This is a genomic window from Vibrio sp. 10N.222.46.A1 (genome assembly GCF_041473595.1).
Lineage (GTDB): Bacteria > Pseudomonadota > Gammaproteobacteria > Enterobacterales > Vibrionaceae > Vibrio > Vibrio tasmaniensis_A.
The window spans coordinates 1-19,498 of record NZ_JBFRSN010000327.1; the positions used below are offsets into that span (position 1 = coordinate 1).

Annotated in this window: 20 protein-coding genes; 13 read left to right on the forward strand and 7 right to left on the reverse strand. The window is 46.1% G+C overall.

Annotated elements, in window-relative coordinates; genetic code table 11:
• Nucleotides 1–34 precede the first annotated feature (34 nt).
• From AB4496_RS10705 to AB4496_RS10720, 4 genes are read right to left on the reverse strand one after another with little or no spacing between them, the layout of a single operon-like run.
• Nucleotides 35–604 (reverse strand): type I DNA topoisomerase, encoded by a 570-nt coding sequence (locus AB4496_RS10705; protein ID WP_004735775.1) that lies wholly within the window; start codon nt 602–604, stop codon nt 35–37.
• Nucleotides 605–616: 12 nt separating this feature from the next.
• Nucleotides 617–1,093, reverse strand: coding sequence for a DUF494 family protein (locus AB4496_RS10710; RefSeq protein ID WP_009848094.1), 477 nt, complete (start codon nt 1,091–1,093; stop codon nt 617–619).
• 3 nt (nt 1,094–1,096) lie between these two features.
• Nucleotides 1,097–2,209 carry a DNA-processing protein DprA gene (dprA, locus tag AB4496_RS10715; protein ID WP_102258033.1) on the reverse strand — a complete coding sequence of 371 codons (1,113 nt, stop codon included), beginning with the start codon at nt 2,207–2,209 and terminating at the stop codon, nt 1,097–1,099.
• Nucleotides 2,206–3,297, reverse strand: coding sequence for a LysM peptidoglycan-binding domain-containing protein (locus AB4496_RS10720; RefSeq protein WP_009848096.1), 1,092 nt, complete (start codon nt 3,295–3,297; stop codon nt 2,206–2,208). The genes dprA and AB4496_RS10720 overlap by 4 nt, the downstream gene beginning before the upstream one ends.
• Before the next feature lie 140 nt (nt 3,298–3,437).
• Between AB4496_RS10720 and def the strand changes: the two genes are divergently transcribed.
• From def to AB4496_RS10750, 6 genes are all read left to right on the forward strand, one after another.
• Complete coding sequence (gene def / locus AB4496_RS10725; RefSeq protein ID WP_004735769.1) at nt 3,438–3,950, forward strand: peptide deformylase; 513 nt, start codon at nt 3,438–3,440, stop codon at nt 3,948–3,950.
• 38 nt (nt 3,951–3,988) lie between these two features.
• The gene (gene fmt / locus AB4496_RS10730; protein ID WP_009848097.1) at nt 3,989–4,954 is read left to right on the forward strand and encodes a methionyl-tRNA formyltransferase; all 966 of its coding nucleotides are present in this window, start codon (nt 3,989–3,991) and stop codon (nt 4,952–4,954) included.
• Nucleotides 4,955–5,073: 119 nt separating this feature from the next.
• Nucleotides 5,074–6,354: a 16S rRNA (cytosine(967)-C(5))-methyltransferase RsmB gene (rsmB, locus tag AB4496_RS10735; protein ID WP_009848098.1), complete on the forward strand. Its 1,281-nt coding sequence runs from the start codon at nt 5,074–5,076 to the stop codon at nt 6,352–6,354.
• 110 nt (nt 6,355–6,464) lie between these two features.
• The gene (trkA, locus tag AB4496_RS10740; protein ID WP_004735766.1) at nt 6,465–7,841 is read left to right on the forward strand and encodes a Trk system potassium transporter TrkA; all 1,377 of its coding nucleotides are present in this window, start codon (nt 6,465–6,467) and stop codon (nt 7,839–7,841) included.
• 97 nt (nt 7,842–7,938) lie between these two features.
• Nucleotides 7,939–9,384, forward strand: a complete 1,446-nt coding sequence (locus AB4496_RS10745; protein ID WP_009848099.1) for a TrkH family potassium uptake protein — start codon at nt 7,939–7,941, stop codon at nt 9,382–9,384.
• 26 nt (nt 9,385–9,410) lie between these two features.
• The gene (locus tag AB4496_RS10750) at nt 9,411–9,965 is read left to right on the forward strand and encodes a DUF3157 family protein (RefSeq protein ID WP_009848100.1); all 555 of its coding nucleotides are present in this window, start codon (nt 9,411–9,413) and stop codon (nt 9,963–9,965) included.
• Nucleotides 9,966–9,987: 22 nt separating this feature from the next.
• Here the strand turns inward: AB4496_RS10750 and AB4496_RS10755 are convergent, their stop codons facing one another.
• Nucleotides 9,988–10,641 carry a hemolysin III family protein gene (locus AB4496_RS10755; RefSeq protein WP_009848101.1) on the reverse strand — a complete coding sequence of 218 codons (654 nt, stop codon included), beginning with the start codon at nt 10,639–10,641 and terminating at the stop codon, nt 9,988–9,990.
• Nucleotides 10,642–10,814: 173 nt separating this feature from the next.
• Complete coding sequence (locus tag AB4496_RS10760) at nt 10,815–11,606, reverse strand: sporulation protein (RefSeq protein WP_009848102.1); 792 nt, start codon at nt 11,604–11,606, stop codon at nt 10,815–10,817.
• Nucleotides 11,607–11,889: 283 nt separating this feature from the next.
• Here AB4496_RS10760 and AB4496_RS10765 point away from each other — a divergent pair, with 283 nt between their 5' ends.
• The 6 genes from AB4496_RS10765 (at nt 11,890) to AB4496_RS10790 (ending at nt 17,004) form a co-directional block, all read left to right on the forward strand.
• Entirely contained in the window at nt 11,890–12,057 is a 168-nt protein-coding gene (locus AB4496_RS10765) for a hypothetical protein (protein WP_009848103.1), read from the forward strand.
• 131 nt (nt 12,058–12,188) lie between these two features.
• Entirely contained in the window at nt 12,189–12,452 is a 264-nt protein-coding gene (locus AB4496_RS10770) for a YihD family protein (protein ID WP_009848104.1), read from the forward strand.
• A gap of 326 nt (nt 12,453–12,778) precedes the next feature.
• Nucleotides 12,779–14,197 (forward strand): cytochrome c oxidase accessory protein CcoG, encoded by a 1,419-nt coding sequence (ccoG, locus tag AB4496_RS10775; RefSeq protein ID WP_009848106.1) that lies wholly within the window; start codon nt 12,779–12,781, stop codon nt 14,195–14,197.
• A 74-nt stretch (nt 14,198–14,271) separates the two neighbouring features.
• The gene (locus AB4496_RS10780) at nt 14,272–15,258 is read left to right on the forward strand and encodes a serine/threonine protein kinase (RefSeq protein WP_102258034.1); all 987 of its coding nucleotides are present in this window, start codon (nt 14,272–14,274) and stop codon (nt 15,256–15,258) included.
• A gap of 53 nt (nt 15,259–15,311) precedes the next feature.
• Nucleotides 15,312–15,911: a thiol:disulfide interchange protein DsbA/DsbL gene (locus AB4496_RS10785; protein WP_009848108.1), complete on the forward strand. Its 600-nt coding sequence runs from the start codon at nt 15,312–15,314 to the stop codon at nt 15,909–15,911.
• Between the two features lie 139 nt (nt 15,912–16,050).
• Complete coding sequence (locus AB4496_RS10790) at nt 16,051–17,004, forward strand: DUF2860 domain-containing protein (protein WP_009848109.1); 954 nt, start codon at nt 16,051–16,053, stop codon at nt 17,002–17,004.
• 119 nt (nt 17,005–17,123) lie between these two features.
• Here AB4496_RS10790 and AB4496_RS10795 read toward each other — a convergent pair whose 3' ends face one another.
• Nucleotides 17,124–18,647 (reverse strand): YifB family Mg chelatase-like AAA ATPase, encoded by a 1,524-nt coding sequence (locus AB4496_RS10795; RefSeq protein ID WP_009848110.1) that lies wholly within the window; start codon nt 18,645–18,647, stop codon nt 17,124–17,126.
• A gap of 471 nt (nt 18,648–19,118) precedes the next feature.
• Here AB4496_RS10795 and AB4496_RS10800 point away from each other — a divergent pair.
• Nucleotides 19,119–19,498 (forward strand): thiamine pyrophosphate-binding protein (locus AB4496_RS10800; protein WP_372130933.1); only part of this gene is annotated, 380 nt, incomplete at its 3' end.

Below are 19,498 nucleotides of genomic sequence, written 5' to 3' on the forward strand. Positions count from 1 at the left end.
TCATTGAGCGCCGTTTTTTTTCTATAACATCAAGTTATTGAGATTGAATGTGATGACACTTGCGATCAGCACATTGCTTCTTAGTGCCACTGGCCGTTTTCTTCTCCAGCAACAGCGGGAACTGACACTCTTCACAACGACCTATAACAGGTGGCTGATTAACGGCGAACTTACACTTAGGATAGTTATCGCACGCATAAAAGGTTTTACCATAGCGAGATTTACGCTCAACCAAATGGCCTCTGCCACACTCAGGACAAGCAACAAGTGGCTGCTCTTCAGGTTGTTCTTTTGGTTGATCCAAAGATTCGATGTGATTACACGTTGGGTAGCTACTACAACCAATGAACATCCCAAAGCGGCCTTGCCTTAATACCAATTCGTTTTGGCATTTAGGGCACGGCACACCCAGCTCTTTAACTACGTGGCCATCGTTCTGATGCAGAGGCTTGATGTAATCACAGCTAGGATACTGCTTACAGCCTAAAAATGGGCCGTGCTTACCATGGCGAAGCTGAAGCTCTCCACCACACTGTGGACATGGTTCATGCTCTAGTGCATGTTCATGTGCTGAAAAAAGCTGATTATCAATCTTACTACTCATGACAAGCCTGTATTAATGCAAGATACCTTGCTCTTTGGTGTACAACAGCTCTTCCATTTGCGTGTAAGCACTTTCATTACCCGGTACATTAAATAGCACCATTAAGATAATCCATTTCAGATCATCCAATTCAAATTCGTTTGTCTCAAGCCCCATCACACGATCAATCACCATTTCACGAATCTCTGTCGTGAGTACATTAATCTGTTCAAGGAAAAGTAAGAAACCTCGACACTCCATATTAATACGTGAAATCTCTCGACTGGTATAAATACGCATCGAGGTATTGGAACACACACTAATCGCCGCTTGGTTCTCAGTATCTTGCAATGCAGCAAGATCTTCTAACCAATGGAGGGCCTTATAAATATCATCTTGGTGAAACCCTGCTCGAAGAAGCTCATCTTCCAGCTCATCTTGATCCACCTGCAATTCAGAATCGCTATGGATGTAGGTTTCAAACAAGTACATCAGTATGTCCATCATCATAGCTTAGCCTCTCCCCTTTCGAATATAGCCACCGGAAACTGCAACAACATGCCCTGAGAGCTCAAGCTCTAAAAGCTGCATCATGACCTCATGCACAGGTATATGGGTTCTCTGTGCCAAAATATCAACGGGTGTCGCCTCTAACCCTACGTTAGCTAACAGCTGTGGAAATGGCAATTGTTCATTTTCCCCCATACTGGGCGTAGGTTCGAACAAGCTGGGCTGCTGATCTATAGACCAGTCTAACAGACTCTTTATTTCGATCAGAACATCTTGAGCATTTTGCACCAAACATGCACCAGCTTTAATTAGGCTGTTACCTCCGCGGCTGGTTGGACTATGAATTGAGCCAGGCAGCGCAAACACCTCTCGGCCTTGCTCCATGGCATAGCGAGCCGTAATCAAAGAACCACTCTTCTCAGCAGCTTCAACTACCAAGGTTCCGAGCGATAACCCACTTATAATACGGTTACGCCGAGGGAAATGTTCAGGTCGTGGTTTTGCGCTTGGGCGAAACTCTGAAATCAGCGCGCCATTCTCACAAATTCTATCCGCTAGATTTCGGTGACGTGCAGGATAAATGGAGTCCAAGCCTGAACCCAACACCGCAAAAGTTTCCCCTCCTTTATCCAGAGCACCATCATGAGCATAGCCGTCAATGCCCAACGCTAATCCACTGGTGACAATTAAACCGTTTTGCACAAACTCTTTGGCGAAGGACTTCGCTGTCTGCAGCCCTTCGAGGCTGGCATTACGACTGCCGACCATTGCGATTTGAGGCTCAATCAGTTTTTCAACGTGACCTTTAACGAAAAGCACGCTCGGCGCAGAGGCGGTCTCATTCAGCAGTTTGGGATAATGCGAGCAATTCGGGGTAATGATGTGATGGTTAGTTTGTTTTGCTTGCCACGCCAGGCAAGCCTCCACTTCTCTTGGGGCTTGCTCTCTTAGATAGGAAATTTGCTTGGCAGACAAACCAAGCGCTTGCAGTTGCTGGCTTGAGTAGCCAACAATATTCGAAGGGGAATCAATGCTCAGCAGTCGAGAAAGTCGCTTGCCACCCAATTGCGGTACAAAACTTAGAGTTAGCCAAGCACTCAGTTGTTGCTCATTCACTCGGAGCCCTTAAGCTCTTCCGTCAAAGCCAGATCCAGAGGCGATACAGCCAGAATGTCATTGCTAACCGGCTTAGAGCTCTGAGTGATCAAAGCCAAGCTAAAATACTCATAAGGGCGAATGACCATCAAACTACCGAGTGAGGTACTTGGCAACTGCACCTTATCGCTCGCCGCTGACTCTTTATAGCTGTATTCACCCTGCTTACCAAACACCACCGCGCCGCTTTCGCTGAGCGTAAACATAGATCCTTGGCGAAGATTGTCCTGTGAGCCTTTATTAATAACCACGACCTGATTCTTTGCACTGTATTGGCTGCCGTCTAATGAACCCAAGATATTAGCAAATTGCCCCGCAGCACTAGGCGCTGGATAAAATGTGGTTGAGAGCTTCACCTGATCAACGCCAAGTTCTGGTAACACGAGGTCGTTGAGCAGTACCTCTTGCAGCTGAGTCTCTATTTGCAAACTACTGAACTCAGCATCCACCTCTTTCAAGCGCGCCGTGGCGACCAAACGCAAAGAAGTCATACTCGCTTGAGGTTGCTGTCGTTGGTAAGTTTCGACAGAACGGTAAATACCCCATTTTTGATGTTGCTGATTGCCCGAGATAAATAGTCGGTCTTCACCTGATAAGAAACGTTTACCATCACTTGTCCCCAACACTCGTTGAGCAGATTGGATATCTTGCTGCTCCACCAAGCGATCAGACTGTAGATACGGCAAAACCAGCCCCTCATTGACGGTAGGTACTGCTTTCTTCTCAGAGACACGAATCTTAGGGCTTAGCTTGATGACGGGTTTGAGGCTCAATACAGGCTCGCCATTAATCCAAACCAGAGACAATTTATCTCCGGGGTAAATAAGGTGAGGGTTTTCTATCTCAGGATTGACCTGCCACAACCTCGGCCACAGCCATGGGCTATCGAGATACATCGCGGAGATATCCCACAAAGTATCGCCCTTCACCACCACATACGCTTCGGGTGCGCCTTGTTTAATGGTTAAAGGTTGCTCACTATTTTCAGCCATAGCAGCGAACGAAAGCGAGGCACAAATAAGAGATAAAGCGGGGGAAAAATGACGCATGACCTAGGTTCCTTGGTCTGAATATATGACATCTGATTAGAGAATTACCTTCAGGATGCTGTCATTTGACCTCTAAAATGTCTAGAATTGAGCCAACAAGGTTTAAGCTGTTTCGGCACAGTTCAATATTTCGAGTGTATATGTCTGTATTACAAGTATTAACATTACCAGATGATCGTCTACGTACCGTGGCGAAACCGGTAAAAGAAGTTACCCCAGAGATTCAAAAGTTCGTTGATGACATGATTGAAACCATGTACGACGAAGAAGGTATCGGCCTTGCTGCAACGCAAGTAGATTTCCACCAGCGCATCGTTGTTATCGATATTTCAGAAACACGTGACGAGCCTATGGTTCTGATCAACCCTGAAATTACCGACAAACGTGGCGAAGATGGTATCGAAGAAGGCTGTCTATCTGTACCAGGCGCTCGAGCTCTAGTCCCTCGCGCTGCAGAAGTAACGGTTAAAGCATTAGACCGTGAAGGCAACGAATTCACATTCGACGCTGACGACCTTCTGGCTATCTGTGTTCAGCACGAACTTGACCACCTAGAAGGCAAGTTGTTTGTTGATTACCTATCGCCACTAAAGCGCAAACGTATTCAAGATAAGCTAGCGAAGATTAAACGTTTCAACGAGAAACAAGGTTAATAACCGCTGCTATTACTAAATTAAGAAGGAAGTCTACCTTGAGTCAATCTTTAAGAATTGTCTTCGCAGGTACTCCGGATTTCGCCGCCCGTCATTTGGCGGCGTTGTTGTCTTCGGAGCATGAAGTTATTGCTGTTTACACACAGCCAGATCGTCCAGCAGGCCGCGGTAAAAAACTGACTGCGAGCCCAGTAAAAAACATCGCACTTGAAAACAATATTCCGGTTTACCAACCAGAAAACTTCAAGTCAGATGAAGCTAAGCAAGAGCTAGCAGATTTGAATGCTGACATCATGGTTGTTGTCGCTTACGGCTTGCTTCTTCCACAAGCTGTATTAGATACGCCTCGCTTGGGTTGTATTAACGTGCATGGTTCTATCCTACCGCGCTGGCGTGGTGCTGCTCCGATCCAACGCTCTATCTGGGCGGGCGATAAAGAGACTGGCGTGACGATCATGCAGATGGATATCGGCCTAGATACCGGTGATATGTTAAGTATCGCGACGCTACCAATCGAAGCAACAGACACCAGCGCGTCAATGTACGAAAAGTTGGCTGGCCTTGGTCCTGATGCTCTTGTTGAGTGCTTAGCAGACATCGCTTCTGGTAAGGCTGTTGCTGAGAAGCAAGACGACGAACTTGCTAACTACGCGAAGAAGCTGAGCAAAGAAGAAGCAAAAATTGATTGGAATGACAGTGCAGAACACATCGAACGTTGTGTGCGCGCTTTCAACCCGTGGCCAATGAGTCACTTTGCGATTGTTGATAGCAGCTCTAGTGATGAAAAAAGCATTAAAGTTTGGCAGACACGTGTTGATGAAGAGTCGACATCTGCGCCAGCTGGCTCAATCATCAAAGCAGATAAGACTGGTATTTATGTTGCGACTGGCGACAAAGTACTAGTATTGGAACAACTACAAGTTCCAGGCAAAAAAGCCATGTCAGTTCAAGATATCTTGAACTCACGTGCAAGCTGGTTTGAAGTTGGTACTCAACTTTCTTAACCGCTTTAAAGCTACTCAATATGTACTTAAAAACGTGTAGCTTGTAAAAACACTATTTAGAAAACCTTTACGAGGGCAGAGATGCCCTCATGTATTCAAATAAATATTCGGTACCCCTCATGAATGTTCGCGCTGCTGCTGCAAATGTCCTATTCCAAGTTGTCGATAAAGGCCACTCTCTTTCACACGCTCTCCCTGCGGCTCAAAAAACGATCCGTCCGCGAGACCATGCTCTACTGCAAGAGATTTGCTACGGCGCACTTCGTTACCTGCCTCGCTTGGAGTCAATCGCTAACGAACTGATGGAAAACTCGCTTAAAGGTAAAAAGCGCGTATTCCACCACCTGATCTTAGTAGGCATTTACCAGTTGAGCTTTATGCGCATCCCTTCGCATGCTGCCGTTGCTGAAACAGTTGAAGCAACCAAAACACTGCGCGGCCCAAGCCTGAGTGGTTTGATCAACGCAGTGCTTCGCAGCTACCTGCGCGATCAAGAAGAGCTAGATGAGAAAGCCGTTAGCCACAATGCGGGCAAATACAGCCATCCAAGCTGGATCCTAAAAATGCTTCAAGAAAGCTACCCAGATCAGTGGGAGCAATTGGTTGAAGCAAACAACAGCAAGGCACCAATGTGGCTGCGCGTAAACCGCCAACACCACACTCGTGACGAGTATGTTGAACTGCTTAAAAACGAAAACATTGAATACACACTGCACCCTGAAGCGGCTGATGCCATAAAATTAGCCTCACCTTGTGACGTTACTTTGCTTCCTGGCTTCGACAGAGGCTGGGTATCGGTGCAAGATGCTGCAGCTCAGCTTTCCGTTGATTTCCTAACACCAAAAGATGGTGAGCTAATCCTAGATTGCTGCGCAGCACCTGGTGGCAAAACTGCACACATTCTTGAACATACTCAAGACACTGAAGTGGTTGCAATCGACAGTGATATTAAACGCCTAGACCGCGTTTACGATAACCTTGAACGCCTACAACTGCGTGCCGACGTAATCTGTGGTGATGCTCGCTACCCTGAAGAGTGGTGGACAGGCAGTCAGTTTGACCGCATCCTACTTGATGCTCCGTGTTCAGCGACGGGTGTAATCCGCCGTCACCCTGACATTAAGTGGCTACGCCGTGCATCTGATATTGATGCACTAGCAGAGCTGCAAAGTGAGATTTTGGATGCAATGTGGCGCCAGCTAAAAGAAGGCGGCACCATGGTTTATGCGACATGTTCTATCACGCCGCAAGAAAACGTGCTGCAAGTGAAAGCATTCTTAGAGCGCACCGAGAACGCAACGCTAGTTGGGTCTGATATCGAAAAACCGGGTCGTCAAATACTACCTGGTGAAGAAGATATGGATGGCTTCTACTACGCAGTTCTAGTAAAACAGGCATAACAACTAACAGCGGCTAAGAATTTATTTCTTAGCCGCTGTTTCTTTCTAGTGCATTATCAAAGCGAAAAGAGATCACTAGAATTACAACGGCAAAAAATAAGAGAAAGGCTATGAAGATCATTATTCTAGGTGCTGGACAAGTTGGCGGTACCCTTGCTGAAAACCTAGTGGGTGAAAACAATGACATCACGATTGTCGACCGTAATGCCGACCGACTTCGTGAACTTCAGGACAAATACGACCTTAGAGTTGTAAACGGTTATGCCAGCCACCCGAACACACTACGTGAAGCGGGCGCGCAAGATGCCGACATGTTGGTTGCCGTAACCAACATGGATGAAACCAACATGGCCGCATGTCAGGTTGCCTTTTCTCTGTTTAACACACCAAACCGTATTGCCCGTATCCGCTCTCCACAGTATTTAGAAGAGAAAGAAGCACTCTTCAAATCAGGGGCGATTCCGGTCGATCATTTGATTGCCCCAGAAGAACTCGTCACCAGCTACATCGAGCGCCTGATTCAATATCCAGGTGCATTGCAGGTTGTGAGCTTTGCTGAACAGAAAGTTAGCCTAGTCGCGGTAAAAGCCTACTACGGTGGGCCACTGGTCGGTAACGCACTGTCTGCTTTGCGTGAGCACATGCCGCACATTGATACTCGTGTTGCCGCTATCTTCCGTCAAGGTCGCCCTATTCGCCCACAAGGTACTACCATCATTGAAGCCGATGATGAGGTTTTCTTTGTGGCAGCAAGTAACCATATCCGCTCAGTAATGAGTGAGCTTCAGCGTCTAGAGAAACCGTATCGTCGCATCATGATTGTTGGCGGTGGTAACATTGGTGCAAGCTTGGCAAAACGCCTTGAACAGAGCTACAGCATCAAGCTTATCGAGCGCAGCTACACTCGCGCCGAGAAGCTATCTGAAGAATTAGAAAACACCATCGTATTCTGTGGTGATGCAGCCGACCAAGAACTGCTGACCGAAGAGAACATCGATCAGGTAGATGTGTTCATCGCTCTAACCAATGAAGATGAAACCAACATCATGTCAGCGATGCTGGCGAAGCGAATGGGCGCCAAGAAAGTAATGGTGCTGATTCAGCGTGGCGCTTATGTCGACCTTGTTCAGGGTGGCGTGATTGATATTGCGATATCTCCACAGCAAGCGACGATTTCTGCGCTACTTACTCACGTTCGTCGTGCTGATATTGTTAACGTATCCTCTCTACGTCGCGGTGCTGCTGAGGCGATTGAAGCCATTGCTCACGGTGACGAGACCACATCGAAAGTGGTTGGCCGAGCGATTGGCGACATCAAACTGCCACCGGGCACCACCATTGGTGCGATTGTTCGCGGAGAAGAGGTACTTATCGCGCACGATAGAACCGTAATCGAACAGGATGACCACGTAGTGATGTTCCTAGTGGACAAGAAATACGTACCGGATGTTGAGTCTCTATTCCAACCGAGCCCGTTCTTCTTATAGCCTTGTTCTCGTAAGCATCGTTCTCGCAACTTTCTTTTTGTGAGAGCGACGCTCCGGCACAAAGCTGTAATCTATTTAAGCTATGGTCTATTAAGCTATGGTCAACTTTCGTCCGATATTATTAGTGATAGGGTTAGTATTATCAAAACTCGCCCTTTTCATGTACATCCCTACATTGGTTGCCTTTTTCACAGGCACCGGTGGCTTCCTCGAGTTTGGTCAATCGGTAGTGATCACGCACATTGTGGCGTTCATCTGCTTGAGCTTGGGCCGCTCCGCTAAGTTCCGACTTGGGGTGCGGGACATGTTCCTTATCACCTCTTTGGTTTGGACCATTGCCAGTGCCTTTGCTGCACTGCCGTTTGTCTTCATCAACCACATCAGCTTTACGGACGCCTACTTCGAAACCATGTCTGGTATCACCACGACGGGTTCAACCGTATTAAGCGGCTTAGACAGCATGGCACCAAGTATTCTGTTGTGGCGTTCTATACTGCAATGGTTAGGCGGTATCGGCTTTATCGTGATGGCGGTAGCGGTTCTACCAATGCTCAACGTTGGTGGTATGCGCCTGTTCCAAACTGAATCATCCGATTGGTCAGATAAAAGTAGCCCACGAGCGAAAACAGTCGCGAAGAACATCGTGGCGGTTTATCTGGTTCTGACTGGTTTATGCATCATTAGCTATTTGTTTGCAGGCATGGGCATCTTTGACGCGATCAATCACGCGTTCACAACACTGTCGACGGGGGGTTACTCAACCTCAGATGGATCGATGAACCACTTCTCCAACAGTGCTCACTGGGTGGGAACCCTGTTCATGTTCCTTGGCGGCCTGCCGTTCTTACTGTTTGTTAGCGCACTGCGAGGCCGAAAGCTCTCAATACTCTACAAAGACGCGCAAGTAAGAGGTTTTACATACCTGTTCTTGGTCACCAGCGCCGTAATATCAACATGGTTGGTGGTTAGAGATGGCTACACTGTTATGGATGCGATGCGTGTTTCGATGTTCAACATCGTATCAGTCGTCACCACAACCGGTTTTGGCCTAGAAGACTTCACCGCCTGGGGTGCACTGCCAACCACCTTGTTTGCATTCCTAATGATGGCGGGAGCTTGCTCGGGTTCAACCTCTGGCGGTATTAAAATCTTCCGTTTCCAGATCGCGATGACCATGCTCCACAAACAAATGATGAAGCTAATTCACCCATCGGGCGTGTTTGTTCAACGCTACAATCAGCGACCTGTGAATGACGACATTGTGCGTTCACTCGTGGCATTTGGTTTGATGTTCTTTATCACGATTATCTTAATTGCTGGTGGTTTGAGTGCGATGGGGTTAGACCCAATAACAAGCATCTCAGGCGCTATCACAGCCGTTGCCAACGTGGGTCCGGGAATGGGCAGCGTGATCGGTCCAACCGGGAACTTTGCTCCACTGCCAGACGCCGCTAAATGGTTGCTAAGTTTAGGCATGCTAATGGGACGACTCGAGATACTGACGCTCATTGTTCTATTTTTCCCAGCCTTTTGGCGACGCTAATTCCGCGAATATTTAAGGAAACACAGATGAAATCATACGTACTTCTCGCTAGCGCATTGCTCGCAAACTCAGTATTCGTAAGTTCTGCCTTTGCTGATCAAATGGTCACATTGTCTGATGGCAAGCAAGTGTTACTAAAAGACGATTTTACTTGGCAGTATGTGAGTAACGCATCATCGAATGCAGAGTCAGCATTGACGAGTATTCCTGTAGCCAAAAACACACGCGGTACCACAATCAAGATTGGAGACACCAAGCCAAGCTTGCAGCTTTCCAAATCAGGTGTGGACGTTTTGATTGGGGCAGGACTCTACGAGAATGAACAGCTAATCTTACCTATTTCAGTCACTAACCAAAGCACAGAAGCCGTTGTGCTAGTTACGCTAAATATCACAGTCTACTCACCAACGGGTGAGCTGCTGCATCAAGGCAGTATCAACACTTGGCAATCCATTAAGCGCCTTGCTGATACCTACCTTCGACCACAAACTTCGGCAGAAGGTAAATACTTAGCGATCGATGTTGATAAGTATCCTGAATATAAAATAGACGTGGAGATCACTGACGTTTCTACCCGTTAGGGGCATACCGGTTCAATCAAAACTAAACTGGTGTCACAAACAGATAGATAGCGAAGAAATGGCAAGCGCAGCCCGCCAATACAAACAAGTGCCAGATGGCATGGTTATAAGGGATGCGTTTTGCCACATAGAAAATCACACCCAGCGAGTAAATCACTCCGCCAACTGCCAGTAACACCAAACCACCTATATCGATATTCATCGCTAATTGATAAACAACTATCAAAGATAGCCAACCCATCGCTAGGTAAATGAACAGCGATAAACGCTTGAATCGATAAACGAAGGCTATCTTCATGATGATGCCCACCAGCGCAATCCCCCAGATCACCGCCATCAAACCCATAGCCAATGGGGTTCTTAAGCCCACTAAGAGAAACGGCGTGTAACTGCCTGCAATCAACAAATAAATCGCACAGTGGTCAAGGGTTTTGAGTAAGCGCTTGGTTTTCTCAGTGGTGATCGAGTGGTATAACGTGGAGGCGATAAAGAGCAGAATAATACTGCTGCCATACACCGCCATACTAGCAACAGTTAGCATGTCGGCTTGGTAATCAAACGCACGAATAAGCAGCAAGATCAGACCAACCACGCCGAGCACAACGCCCAAGCCATGGGTTATTGCATTAGCGCGTTCTTCGATGTCACTGTATTCGCTGGCTGATGATGCAGACATGAATATCCTACTAGAGTAAATGTTCGATTGACCCAGTATTGCACATTAAGCTTACACGTGTAAGCTTAAATTTTTATGACACCTTTTATGACACTAATAACGCCTGAAATATGAAATGAGGCTAAAAGATCCAAAACTAAATAACCAAAGAGTTAAATAAAGGATTATAGGAACTAAGAGGCGTTATCTAGATATTCAAGTACCATCTTGCCAGCATCTTGTGGTGAGGTATCCAGTGGCACACTCAATTGACGCTGTAGCTTACCAACGCCTAGCAAGCTAGCTAACATGCCTTTTGCACCATCGCGATTTCTATCAATCTCGAACCACAACTTCAGCTCTGTTTCATCACGATGAGCCACCACTTCCAATTCACGCCAACGGCCATGATAAGGACCCGTCGTCGGCACAAACTCAAACTCTTGTACAAACGGCAGTTCAAAGCCTTTGACCGCTTCACATTCCACTTGACGAATACGCAGGCCTTGAGCTTCAAGCTCGTTAAAAATACCATCGAGCAGTGGGTCGGGACGAACCGTTAAGGTGTCTTTATCCGATGGGTCAATCGCCATCGCAATATCCAACCCGGTTTCCAGCCATACCTTTGAATCACCAATCGTAACCGGTGTGTTCAGTGGCACATCAAACTCACATTCAAAGTCACGGGTTTCACCCGGTTGAATCACAAAGGCATACGGCAAGCTCCATTTTGCCAGCGAGTATGTCTGGTGCATTCGGCGTTTATGACCGCCCTCTTGCCCTTGCGAGTTCGCGGTAACTTCTTTGACGTAGCGACAGCATAAGTTGAGATCAATGTTATCGATCTCCTGCGGCTGAGCGCCTCCGTAGACATGTACAATAATGCTCGCCTTCTTACCTGGATAAAGCACTTCCTGTTGCAATACAGAATCCACCTTGGCAGATCCAATTCCAAAACTTGCTAACGTTTTCTTTAAGAACGACATATGCACCTCCTTTAAAGCATCATCTTAAGCCTGAAAGAGGTTCAAACTCAAATATACTGCTCACACTATTTTAGCTCTAATATCGTTTAATTATCACTCAGGCGTCGATCGATAACTTAGATAGTGATAATCTAACCCTTGATATGCATGCATATCATTATCCTGATTTATTTTTCGGATTGGCGAAAGCCAGACGAGTGACTCTTCAAGCAATTGAGGCGGAGCTCATGATAAATCAGGCCATTAGATTGGCAATGGATATGCCTGACCGTTAGGTAAATTAATGCGCCCAACAGCTGTCAGGTTCTCGCACACCAACCGTAGTGCGATGCGTCGTCGTAGTGGCTTTGTTGCTGCTCCAACGGCTAAGAAATTGGCTCCTACAATGACTCTCGTTGAGAAGGCTGCTTTATTAGCACCGACTGCAACAAAAGTAATTAAAGCCGCTTAACAAAAAGCGCAGTTTTTACTGCGCTTTTTTCTTGCCCGCTCCCATCTTGAAATGTGTTTACACATTGGTATTCCCTACCCGATTTGATACCTTAGCCACAAATCATTATAAAATTTGTGGAGAAATAAAGTATGAAGTGTCACCGCATTGAAGAACTGCTTGAACTGATGGAGCCTGAGTGGCAGAAAGATCAAGAGCTTAACCTATTAGAGTTCATCATTAAGCTATCAAAAGAAGCGGGCTACCAAGGTAAGCTTGAAGAGCTAACTGACGATGTTCTTATCTACCATCTAAAAATGCGTAATAGCGAAAAAGATGAAATGATCCCAGGTCTTAAAAAAGACCAAGAAGATGATTTCAAAACCGCAATTCTAAAAGCACGTGGCCTTCTTTAGTCGCCTATTTATTTAGGGCTCAATTGCCGTATAGATAAAAAACTCAATGTTTAAAAGCGACCACTCGGTCGCTTTTTTGTTTCTGTTCGCTATTTTTTCGTCACAACTGTTATGACTTTTGTTGTTAAAGGTTGATAGCGTTAAAGAAATGAGAACAAGATTGTCGCTATAATCGCCATCCATAAGAATCTTCTAAAATAATAAGAGTGAGTGCGATACCAATAAATGCACCAAACTCAATTTCTACAGGTTCTCTAAACCATACTTTCAAGTAATGTCGTCATGCTCGAGTTAACCGGGCAAACAAGCCACAAAAAGGATAGTCCATGAGTCAGGATAAAATCGATATCAAAGATGTGACTCCTAAAACCTTTAACCCAAAAACACATAAAGGTAATGGAGATCGATTTAACCCAAGTAACCGAATCTATGTTCGAGAAAGCAAAGGTAAATTCCAACAACTGCGCCGTTATGGCGGTTGGTTCTTACTTTTACTTTTTGCGCTTATCCCATGGATCCCATTTGGTGAGCGACAAGCGATCTTGCTCGATATCGGCAGCCAACAGTTCAACTTCTTTGGTACAACCCTATACCCACAAGATCTAACGCTACTCGCTATCCTCTTCATGATTGCGGCGTTTGGCTTGTTCTTCATAACCACCTTCTTAGGGCGAGTCTGGTGTGGCTACCTGTGTCCACAAACCGTCTGGACCTTCATGTACATCTGGTTCGAAGAGAAACTGGAAGGCGCTGCCAATAAGCGAAGAAAGCAAGACTCAGGCAAACTGACGAGCAATTTAATTCTCAGAAAAACCATCAAGCACATCGCATGGTGGGCGATTGCGATTGCGACGGGCTTAACCTTTGTCGGTTACTTCATCCCAATCAAAGAACTGGTGGTTGGCTTCTTTACCTTTAACTCGACTTTCTGGCCGGTGTTTTGGGTATTGTTCTTTGCTGGGTGTACTTATGCGAATGCGGGATGGATGCGTTCTATTGTTTGTCTGCACATGTGTCCTTACGCGCGTTTCCAATCGGCAATGTTCGATAAAGATACCTTCATCGTGGGTTACGACACTGAGCGAGGTGAAAGCCGCGGCCCTCGCTCTCGTAAAGCCGATCCAAAAGAACTTGGGCTAGGCGACTGTATTGACTGTAATTTATGCGTTCAAGTGTGCCCGACGGGTATCGATATTCGTGATGGTCTGCAATACGAGTGTATTAACTGTGGCGCGTGTATTGATGCTTGTGACAACACCATGGAACGTATGGGTTATGAGAAAGGTCTGATCAACTACACCACCGAACATAGGCTTGAGGGGCACTCAACCAAGGTGATGCGTCCTAAGCTCTTGGGCTATGGCGTAATACTGATCGTTATGTTGGGGCTGTTTTTCGCACAAATCGCGAGTGTTGATCCTGCAGGCTTAAGCGTTCTGCGCGATAGAAACCAACTATTTAGAATCAATAGCCAAGGGCTTGTCGAAAATACTTACAACTTGAAAGTCATCAACAAGACTCAGCAAGAGCAAGAGTACAAACTTGATGTCAGCGGGCTACCGGATTCTATCTGGTACGGTAAACAAAAGATTACCGTAGACCCTGGTGAGGTTTTAAACCTTCCTATCAGTTTGGGCGTCGATCCAGAAAAACTGAGCTCACCAGTTTCGACAATTCAGTTTATACTCTCGGATAATGAAGAGTTTACGATGAAAGTCGAAAGCCGCTTTATCAAGAAGCTCTGATACCAGTCACCTTAGTGCTAGGTATAACAACCCAATAAATGGAAAAAGGCTCAGTAATGAGCCTTTTTTATTCTATGACGATGCAAGCCTTTAACTTTGATAACCTGACTCCCGACTTCATGTGGTACGCACTGGAGAGTATTGGAGTCCGTGCTGAATCCGGGCTTCTCGCTCTCAACAGTTACGAAAATCGAGTGTATCAATTCACCGATGAAGACCGTAAACGCTACGTCGTTAAGTTTTATCGTCCGCAGCGCTGGAACAAAGCACAGATCCAAGAAGAGCATGACTTCGCACTCGAGCTTATCGAACAAGAGATGCCAGTTGCACCTCCAATGCGAATCAATGGCGCAACCTTACATGAATATCAAGGCTACCTATTTGCCTTATTTGAAAGTGTTGGTGGCAGACAGTACGAAGTCGACAATCTAGACCAATTGGAAGGCGTTGGACGTTTTCTTGGGCGTATTCATAAAGCCAGCGCAGGAAGAACATTCCAACATCGCCCAACCATCAGCTTAGATGAATACCTTTATCAACCACGTAAAATTCTAGATAACTCTCAGTTTATCCCGACACACCTAGAGAACGCGTTCTTCAATGATGTCGACCTTCTGATCAAAGAGCTAGAGAGCCAGTGGCCAAGCAATATTGAAAATATCCGCCTGCATGGTGACTGCCACCCAGGCAATATCTTATGGCGTGACGGGCCAATGTTCGTCGATCTTGATGACGCACGTAACGGCCCTGCGATACAAGATTTGTGGATGCTGCTTAACGGCGAGCGTCAAGATAAGCTAATGCAACTGGATATTCTGCTAGAGAGCTATCAAGAATTTTGCGATTTTAATACCGCGCAACTGAAACTAATCGAACCACTACGCGGTCTACGTATGGTGCATTACATGGCATGGTTGGCGAAACGATGGAACGATCCTGCATTTCCTCTAGCCTTCCCATGGTTTAATGATCCAAAATATTGGGAGCAACAAGTACTTGCTTGTAAAGAGCAAATTGCTACCCTGCAAGAGCCACCACTTTCGTTAATGCCTCAGTGGTAACAGCAATCGCAACACAACTAGATAAAAATTCAAACATAATGGAGATTGGATAAATGAAAAAGCTATTCGCATTTTTCTCATTGATCATGTTGAGCCTTTCAGCTCACGCTGCGAAATTTAACGAAGGTGAACACTACAAAGTTCTCGATCTAGAAGCATCAAAAAAACCAATGGTGACAGAGTTCTTCTCTTTCTACTGCCCACACTGTAATAGCTTTGAACCAATCATCCAGCAGCTAAAACAACAGCTACCAAAAGACGCTAAGCTACAGAAGAACCATGTTTCATTCATGGGTGGCAACATGGGTCTGCCAATGAGCAAAGCTTACGCAACCATGATTGCACTGAAAGTTGAAGATAAAATGGTGCCAGTGATGTTTAACCGCATCCACACCATGAACAAGCCACCACGCGATGAAGAAGAATTGCGTCAAATCTTCCTAGACGAAGGCGTTGATGCTAAGAAATTCGATGCGGCATACAACGGCTTTGCAGTCGACTCTATGGTTCGCCGCTTCGACAAAGCATTCAAAGACAGCGGTCTTTCTGGTGTTCCTGCGGTCGTCGTTAACAACCGCTACCTAGTAGACGCTCAAGGTATTAGCTCTCTCGATGAGTACTTCGAGCTCGTTAACTTTCTACTTAAGAAGTAACGTATTGATTAAAGGAAGCTTCGGCTTCCTTTTTTGCACTAGTTCAAAAAGATTCATAGATAAACAATCATCCTGAAAACGTTGTGCTTTACTGATATCAATATCCAGTCCTAAGAACTGGTAGGCAAGGAGCCTTTGAATGAAAATAAAAATAACGCTTTTGGCACTGAGCATTGCAGCCTCTCCTGCTTTTGCCAAGCTTGCAGACGAACAAGGTTTCAGTGGTGAAATCTCTATTAATACAGGGGTTACCTCTTCCACCTCAAACTTTAATACCGATGCTAATAGCACCATTTCGTCCATTAACCAGAAAGCCTCATCTGAAAGCTCATTTCTTGTCGCTCCTTTAGGCAGTATTGCTTACACCTTTGGCGAGAAATTGAATCACCAGGTATACACAGGTACCACTCGTGATGACGTAGCAACAGGTACTGTCGTGCTTGAGGTTGGTTATAAATACCAACTAGAGTCAGGCATGACCATCGACGCTTCACTTTTGCCGACTATCATGTCAGGTGAGACTTGGGCCGACCCGTACAACACCACTTCAGGTCGCACCAAAACGGATGAAACAGGCAATGCCTTTCGTGTGAAACTAAGTAGCATTGCGGGGTCTGCTTTCTCGTTAGACATGGCCTACGCCACCAAAGATGTGGAAGATGATCGGGTTAGAGAAGAATTACAGCGTGATGCCAATACTTTCTACCTGAAAGGTCAGTACCGTCAACCAATCAACCGCACCATGATGTTAGTACCATCATTGATTTACCAATCAAGTTCTGCCGATGGCAAAGCTGCCTCTTATGAACAGTTTGGCGGTGAAGTGAGTTTGTTTGGCGGTATGGGTCGTCACCAATACGCACTAACAGCGGGCTATAACCAACGCTCTTACGATGCAAGCAACCCTATCTACAGCAAGAAGCGCAGCGACGACAACATCAACCTATTTGCCGCGTATGAATATGATCAATTCATGGACTGGGAAAACTGGTCGTTTGTTTCGCTTGCGGGCTACGGCACCAGCGACTCGAACATTACCTTCTACGATGAATCACAATACATCGTCTCAGTTGGCTTGAACTACAAGTTCTAATCACTGCTTTCTAATAACCATTAGTTCATAACAACGAAAGCCTGCGTAAAAGCAGGCTTTCTTGTTTTTATACCAATCACAGTAAATAAATGACCCGTTGTTTACTACGATTGGCATGACTATACAGCTTGAGCCGAGAGTTGTTTCAAGAGTCGATCCATCGCTCGATAACCAAGTGCCTCTGATAAATGCTTCTTTTCAATCTGCTCATTACCCTCTAGGTCCGCAATGGTTCGCGCTACCTTAATAATGCGATGATAAGCACGAATTGATAAACCTAATCGATGCAGAGCCGTTTCCAGAAATTCTGCATCCTCACGCCTCAATGGGCAGTACTTTTCAATTTCTCGGCTGCCTAACAGCGCATTCGATTTATGGTTCCTAGACAGCATCAACTGGCGCGCTTGTTTGACTCTTTGCTTTACCACTTGAGTCGTTTCACCACGATCGCCACCTTCAGCCAACATCCCTTTGGGCAATAGTGGGATCTCCAATGACATATCGAACCGATCAAGCAGTGGCCCCGATAATCGATTGAGATAGCGCAATATGATCTGAGGATTAGCGCGTGCTTGATTGCCTTCGTAATAACCAGTCGGGCTTGGGTTCAAGGCTCCGACCAACTGAAAGCGTGCAGGAAAACGAGTCTTGCCTGCCACGCGTGAAATAATGATCTCACCTGACTCTAGAGGCTCTCGTAATGAATCGAGCACCTTGCGCTCAAACTCAGGCATCTCATCGAGAAACAATAATCCGTTATGCGCCAAAGAGATCTCTCCGGGGCGAGGTATCGAGCCACCACCGACCAATGCTGCCATCGAACTCGAATGGTGTGGAGAACGGAAAGGTCGTTGTTTCCAGTTGTATTGATTGATTTCTTGTTGCGTTAAAGAAGCCACCGAAGCGGTTTCCATCGCCTCGTCGTCACTCATCTCAGGTAACAAATCGCGCAATCGAGACGCCAACATGGTTTTTCCAGTTCCGGGCGGGCCGAGAAAAAGAAGGTTATGGTTGCCCGCTGCGGCGATCTCCAGTGCTCGCTTACCTTGTTGCTGGCCAATAATATCTTGTAGGTCACGATTATCAGACACATCGACATGATGATGCTCGGTTCGATATAAACCAAGCTGAGCCTGGCCACACATATCAGCGCAAACCTCCAACAAGGTTTGTGCAGATTTATGCGCTCCCTTGCCAACTAAGGCCGCCTGATCACCGTTATGGTGCGGAACCACCAAGCATCGCTCAACACTATCCGCCGCTAATGTTGCTGGTAGCACTCCTTTGACTGAACGCAGCTCTCCCGATAACGCCAACTCACCGATAAATTCATGTTGAACTATTTTTGATGTAGGAAGCTGATCTGACGCCACCAAAATCCCAAGCGCAATTGGCAGATCGAAACGTCCTCCCTCTTTGGGTAAATCTGCAGGTGCAAGGTTGACCGTGATTCTTTTCGATGGAAATTCAAAGCGAGAATTGATGATGGCACTCCTTACTCGATCTTTAGATTCCTTAACCGTCGTTTCAGGTAGACCCACCAGCGTAAAACCGGGCATTCCGTTGCTAATATGCACTTCCACAGTCACTTCTGGTGCCTCTACACCCACACTAGCTCGGCTATGAATTATTGCGAGTCCCATAACTTTCCTTTGTCTTTGATTTAAAAGTATTCACTCTGGATATTCATTGCTCACCAAAGCGATAAGGTTGTTATATAGCGTGGTGGAATGGTGTTTTAATGTGAAAAAAGAATGACATTTTCCTTGTCATGCAGCAGATTTGTGTGATAACACTAGAGATGTAGACATTTACTTAAGACAATAAACGAGAAAACTCGAACTTTATGACATTTAACGCTCGCATTTACGCACTGATTAACCTGATTATCGTAGTCATTATTGAGACTGCGCGGGGGCGAGTGGGAAAAAAGTAACCACGAATTAGAAAAAACCCCCGCACTGAAAAGTCCGGGGGTTTTTTCTAATTTAGACATTCGATTTTATATTTTGAAACATTTTCGGCTTTGCCGATTTACAGGAAGAATGGGAGCACAAGATGTGCAGAGACAATGGAAACAATTACCAAAACAAAGGTAATACGGAGGAATTACGATGAAAGGCGCAGAACTGGTCGTATCCGCACTCAAGCAACAAGGCATTGAGACCGTATTTGGTTACCCTGGCGGTGCCATCATGCCAATCTACGATGCACTCTATGACGGCGGGGTTGAACATATCCTATGTCGTCATGAGCAAGGCGCTGCAATGGCCGCTATCGGTATGGCTCGAGCAACGCAAGACGTCGCTGTTTGTATGGCAACCTCAGGCCCGGGGGCAACTAACCTAGTCACAGGTCTTGCTGATGCTTTTATGGATTCCATCCCACTCGTAGCTATCACTGGTCAAGTTGCTAGTTCCCACATTGGTACCGATGCATTCCAAGAAATGGATGTGATTGGTATGTCTCTGTCATGTACTAAACACAGCTACCT

Bases quoted from the DNA above. Each gene is read 5' to 3' on its own strand.
- AB4496_RS10705 (WP_004735775.1), bottom strand. From the start codon at position 604: ATGAGTAGTAAGATTGATAATCAGCTTTTTTCAGCACATGAACATGCA.
- AB4496_RS10710 (WP_009848094.1), bottom strand. From the start codon at position 1,093: ATGATGATGGACATACTGATGTACTTGTTTGAAACCTACATCCATAGC.
- AB4496_RS10720 (WP_009848096.1), bottom strand. From the start codon at position 3,297: ATGCGTCATTTTTCCCCCGCTTTATCTCTTATTTGTGCCTCGCTTTCG.
- def (WP_004735769.1), top strand. From the start codon at position 3,438: ATGTCTGTATTACAAGTATTAACATTACCAGATGATCGTCTACGTACC.
- rsmB (WP_009848098.1), top strand. From the start codon at position 5,074: ATGAATGTTCGCGCTGCTGCTGCAAATGTCCTATTCCAAGTTGTCGAT.
- trkA (WP_004735766.1), top strand. From the start codon at position 6,465: ATGAAGATCATTATTCTAGGTGCTGGACAAGTTGGCGGTACCCTTGCT.
- AB4496_RS10745 (WP_009848099.1), top strand. From the start codon at position 7,939: ATGGTCAACTTTCGTCCGATATTATTAGTGATAGGGTTAGTATTATCA.
- AB4496_RS10750 (WP_009848100.1), top strand. From the start codon at position 9,411: ATGAAATCATACGTACTTCTCGCTAGCGCATTGCTCGCAAACTCAGTA.
- AB4496_RS10755 (WP_009848101.1), bottom strand. From the start codon at position 10,641: ATGTCTGCATCATCAGCCAGCGAATACAGTGACATCGAAGAACGCGCT.
- AB4496_RS10760 (WP_009848102.1), bottom strand. From the start codon at position 11,606: ATGTCGTTCTTAAAGAAAACGTTAGCAAGTTTTGGAATTGGATCTGCC.
- AB4496_RS10765 (WP_009848103.1), top strand. From the start codon at position 11,890: ATGCGCCCAACAGCTGTCAGGTTCTCGCACACCAACCGTAGTGCGATG.
- AB4496_RS10770 (WP_009848104.1), top strand. From the start codon at position 12,189: ATGAAGTGTCACCGCATTGAAGAACTGCTTGAACTGATGGAGCCTGAG.
- ccoG (WP_009848106.1), top strand. From the start codon at position 12,779: ATGAGTCAGGATAAAATCGATATCAAAGATGTGACTCCTAAAACCTTT.
- AB4496_RS10780 (WP_102258034.1), top strand. From the start codon at position 14,272: ATGACGATGCAAGCCTTTAACTTTGATAACCTGACTCCCGACTTCATG.
- AB4496_RS10785 (WP_009848108.1), top strand. From the start codon at position 15,312: ATGAAAAAGCTATTCGCATTTTTCTCATTGATCATGTTGAGCCTTTCA.
- AB4496_RS10790 (WP_009848109.1), top strand. From the start codon at position 16,051: ATGAAAATAAAAATAACGCTTTTGGCACTGAGCATTGCAGCCTCTCCT.
- AB4496_RS10795 (WP_009848110.1), bottom strand. From the start codon at position 18,647: ATGGGACTCGCAATAATTCATAGCCGAGCTAGTGTGGGTGTAGAGGCA.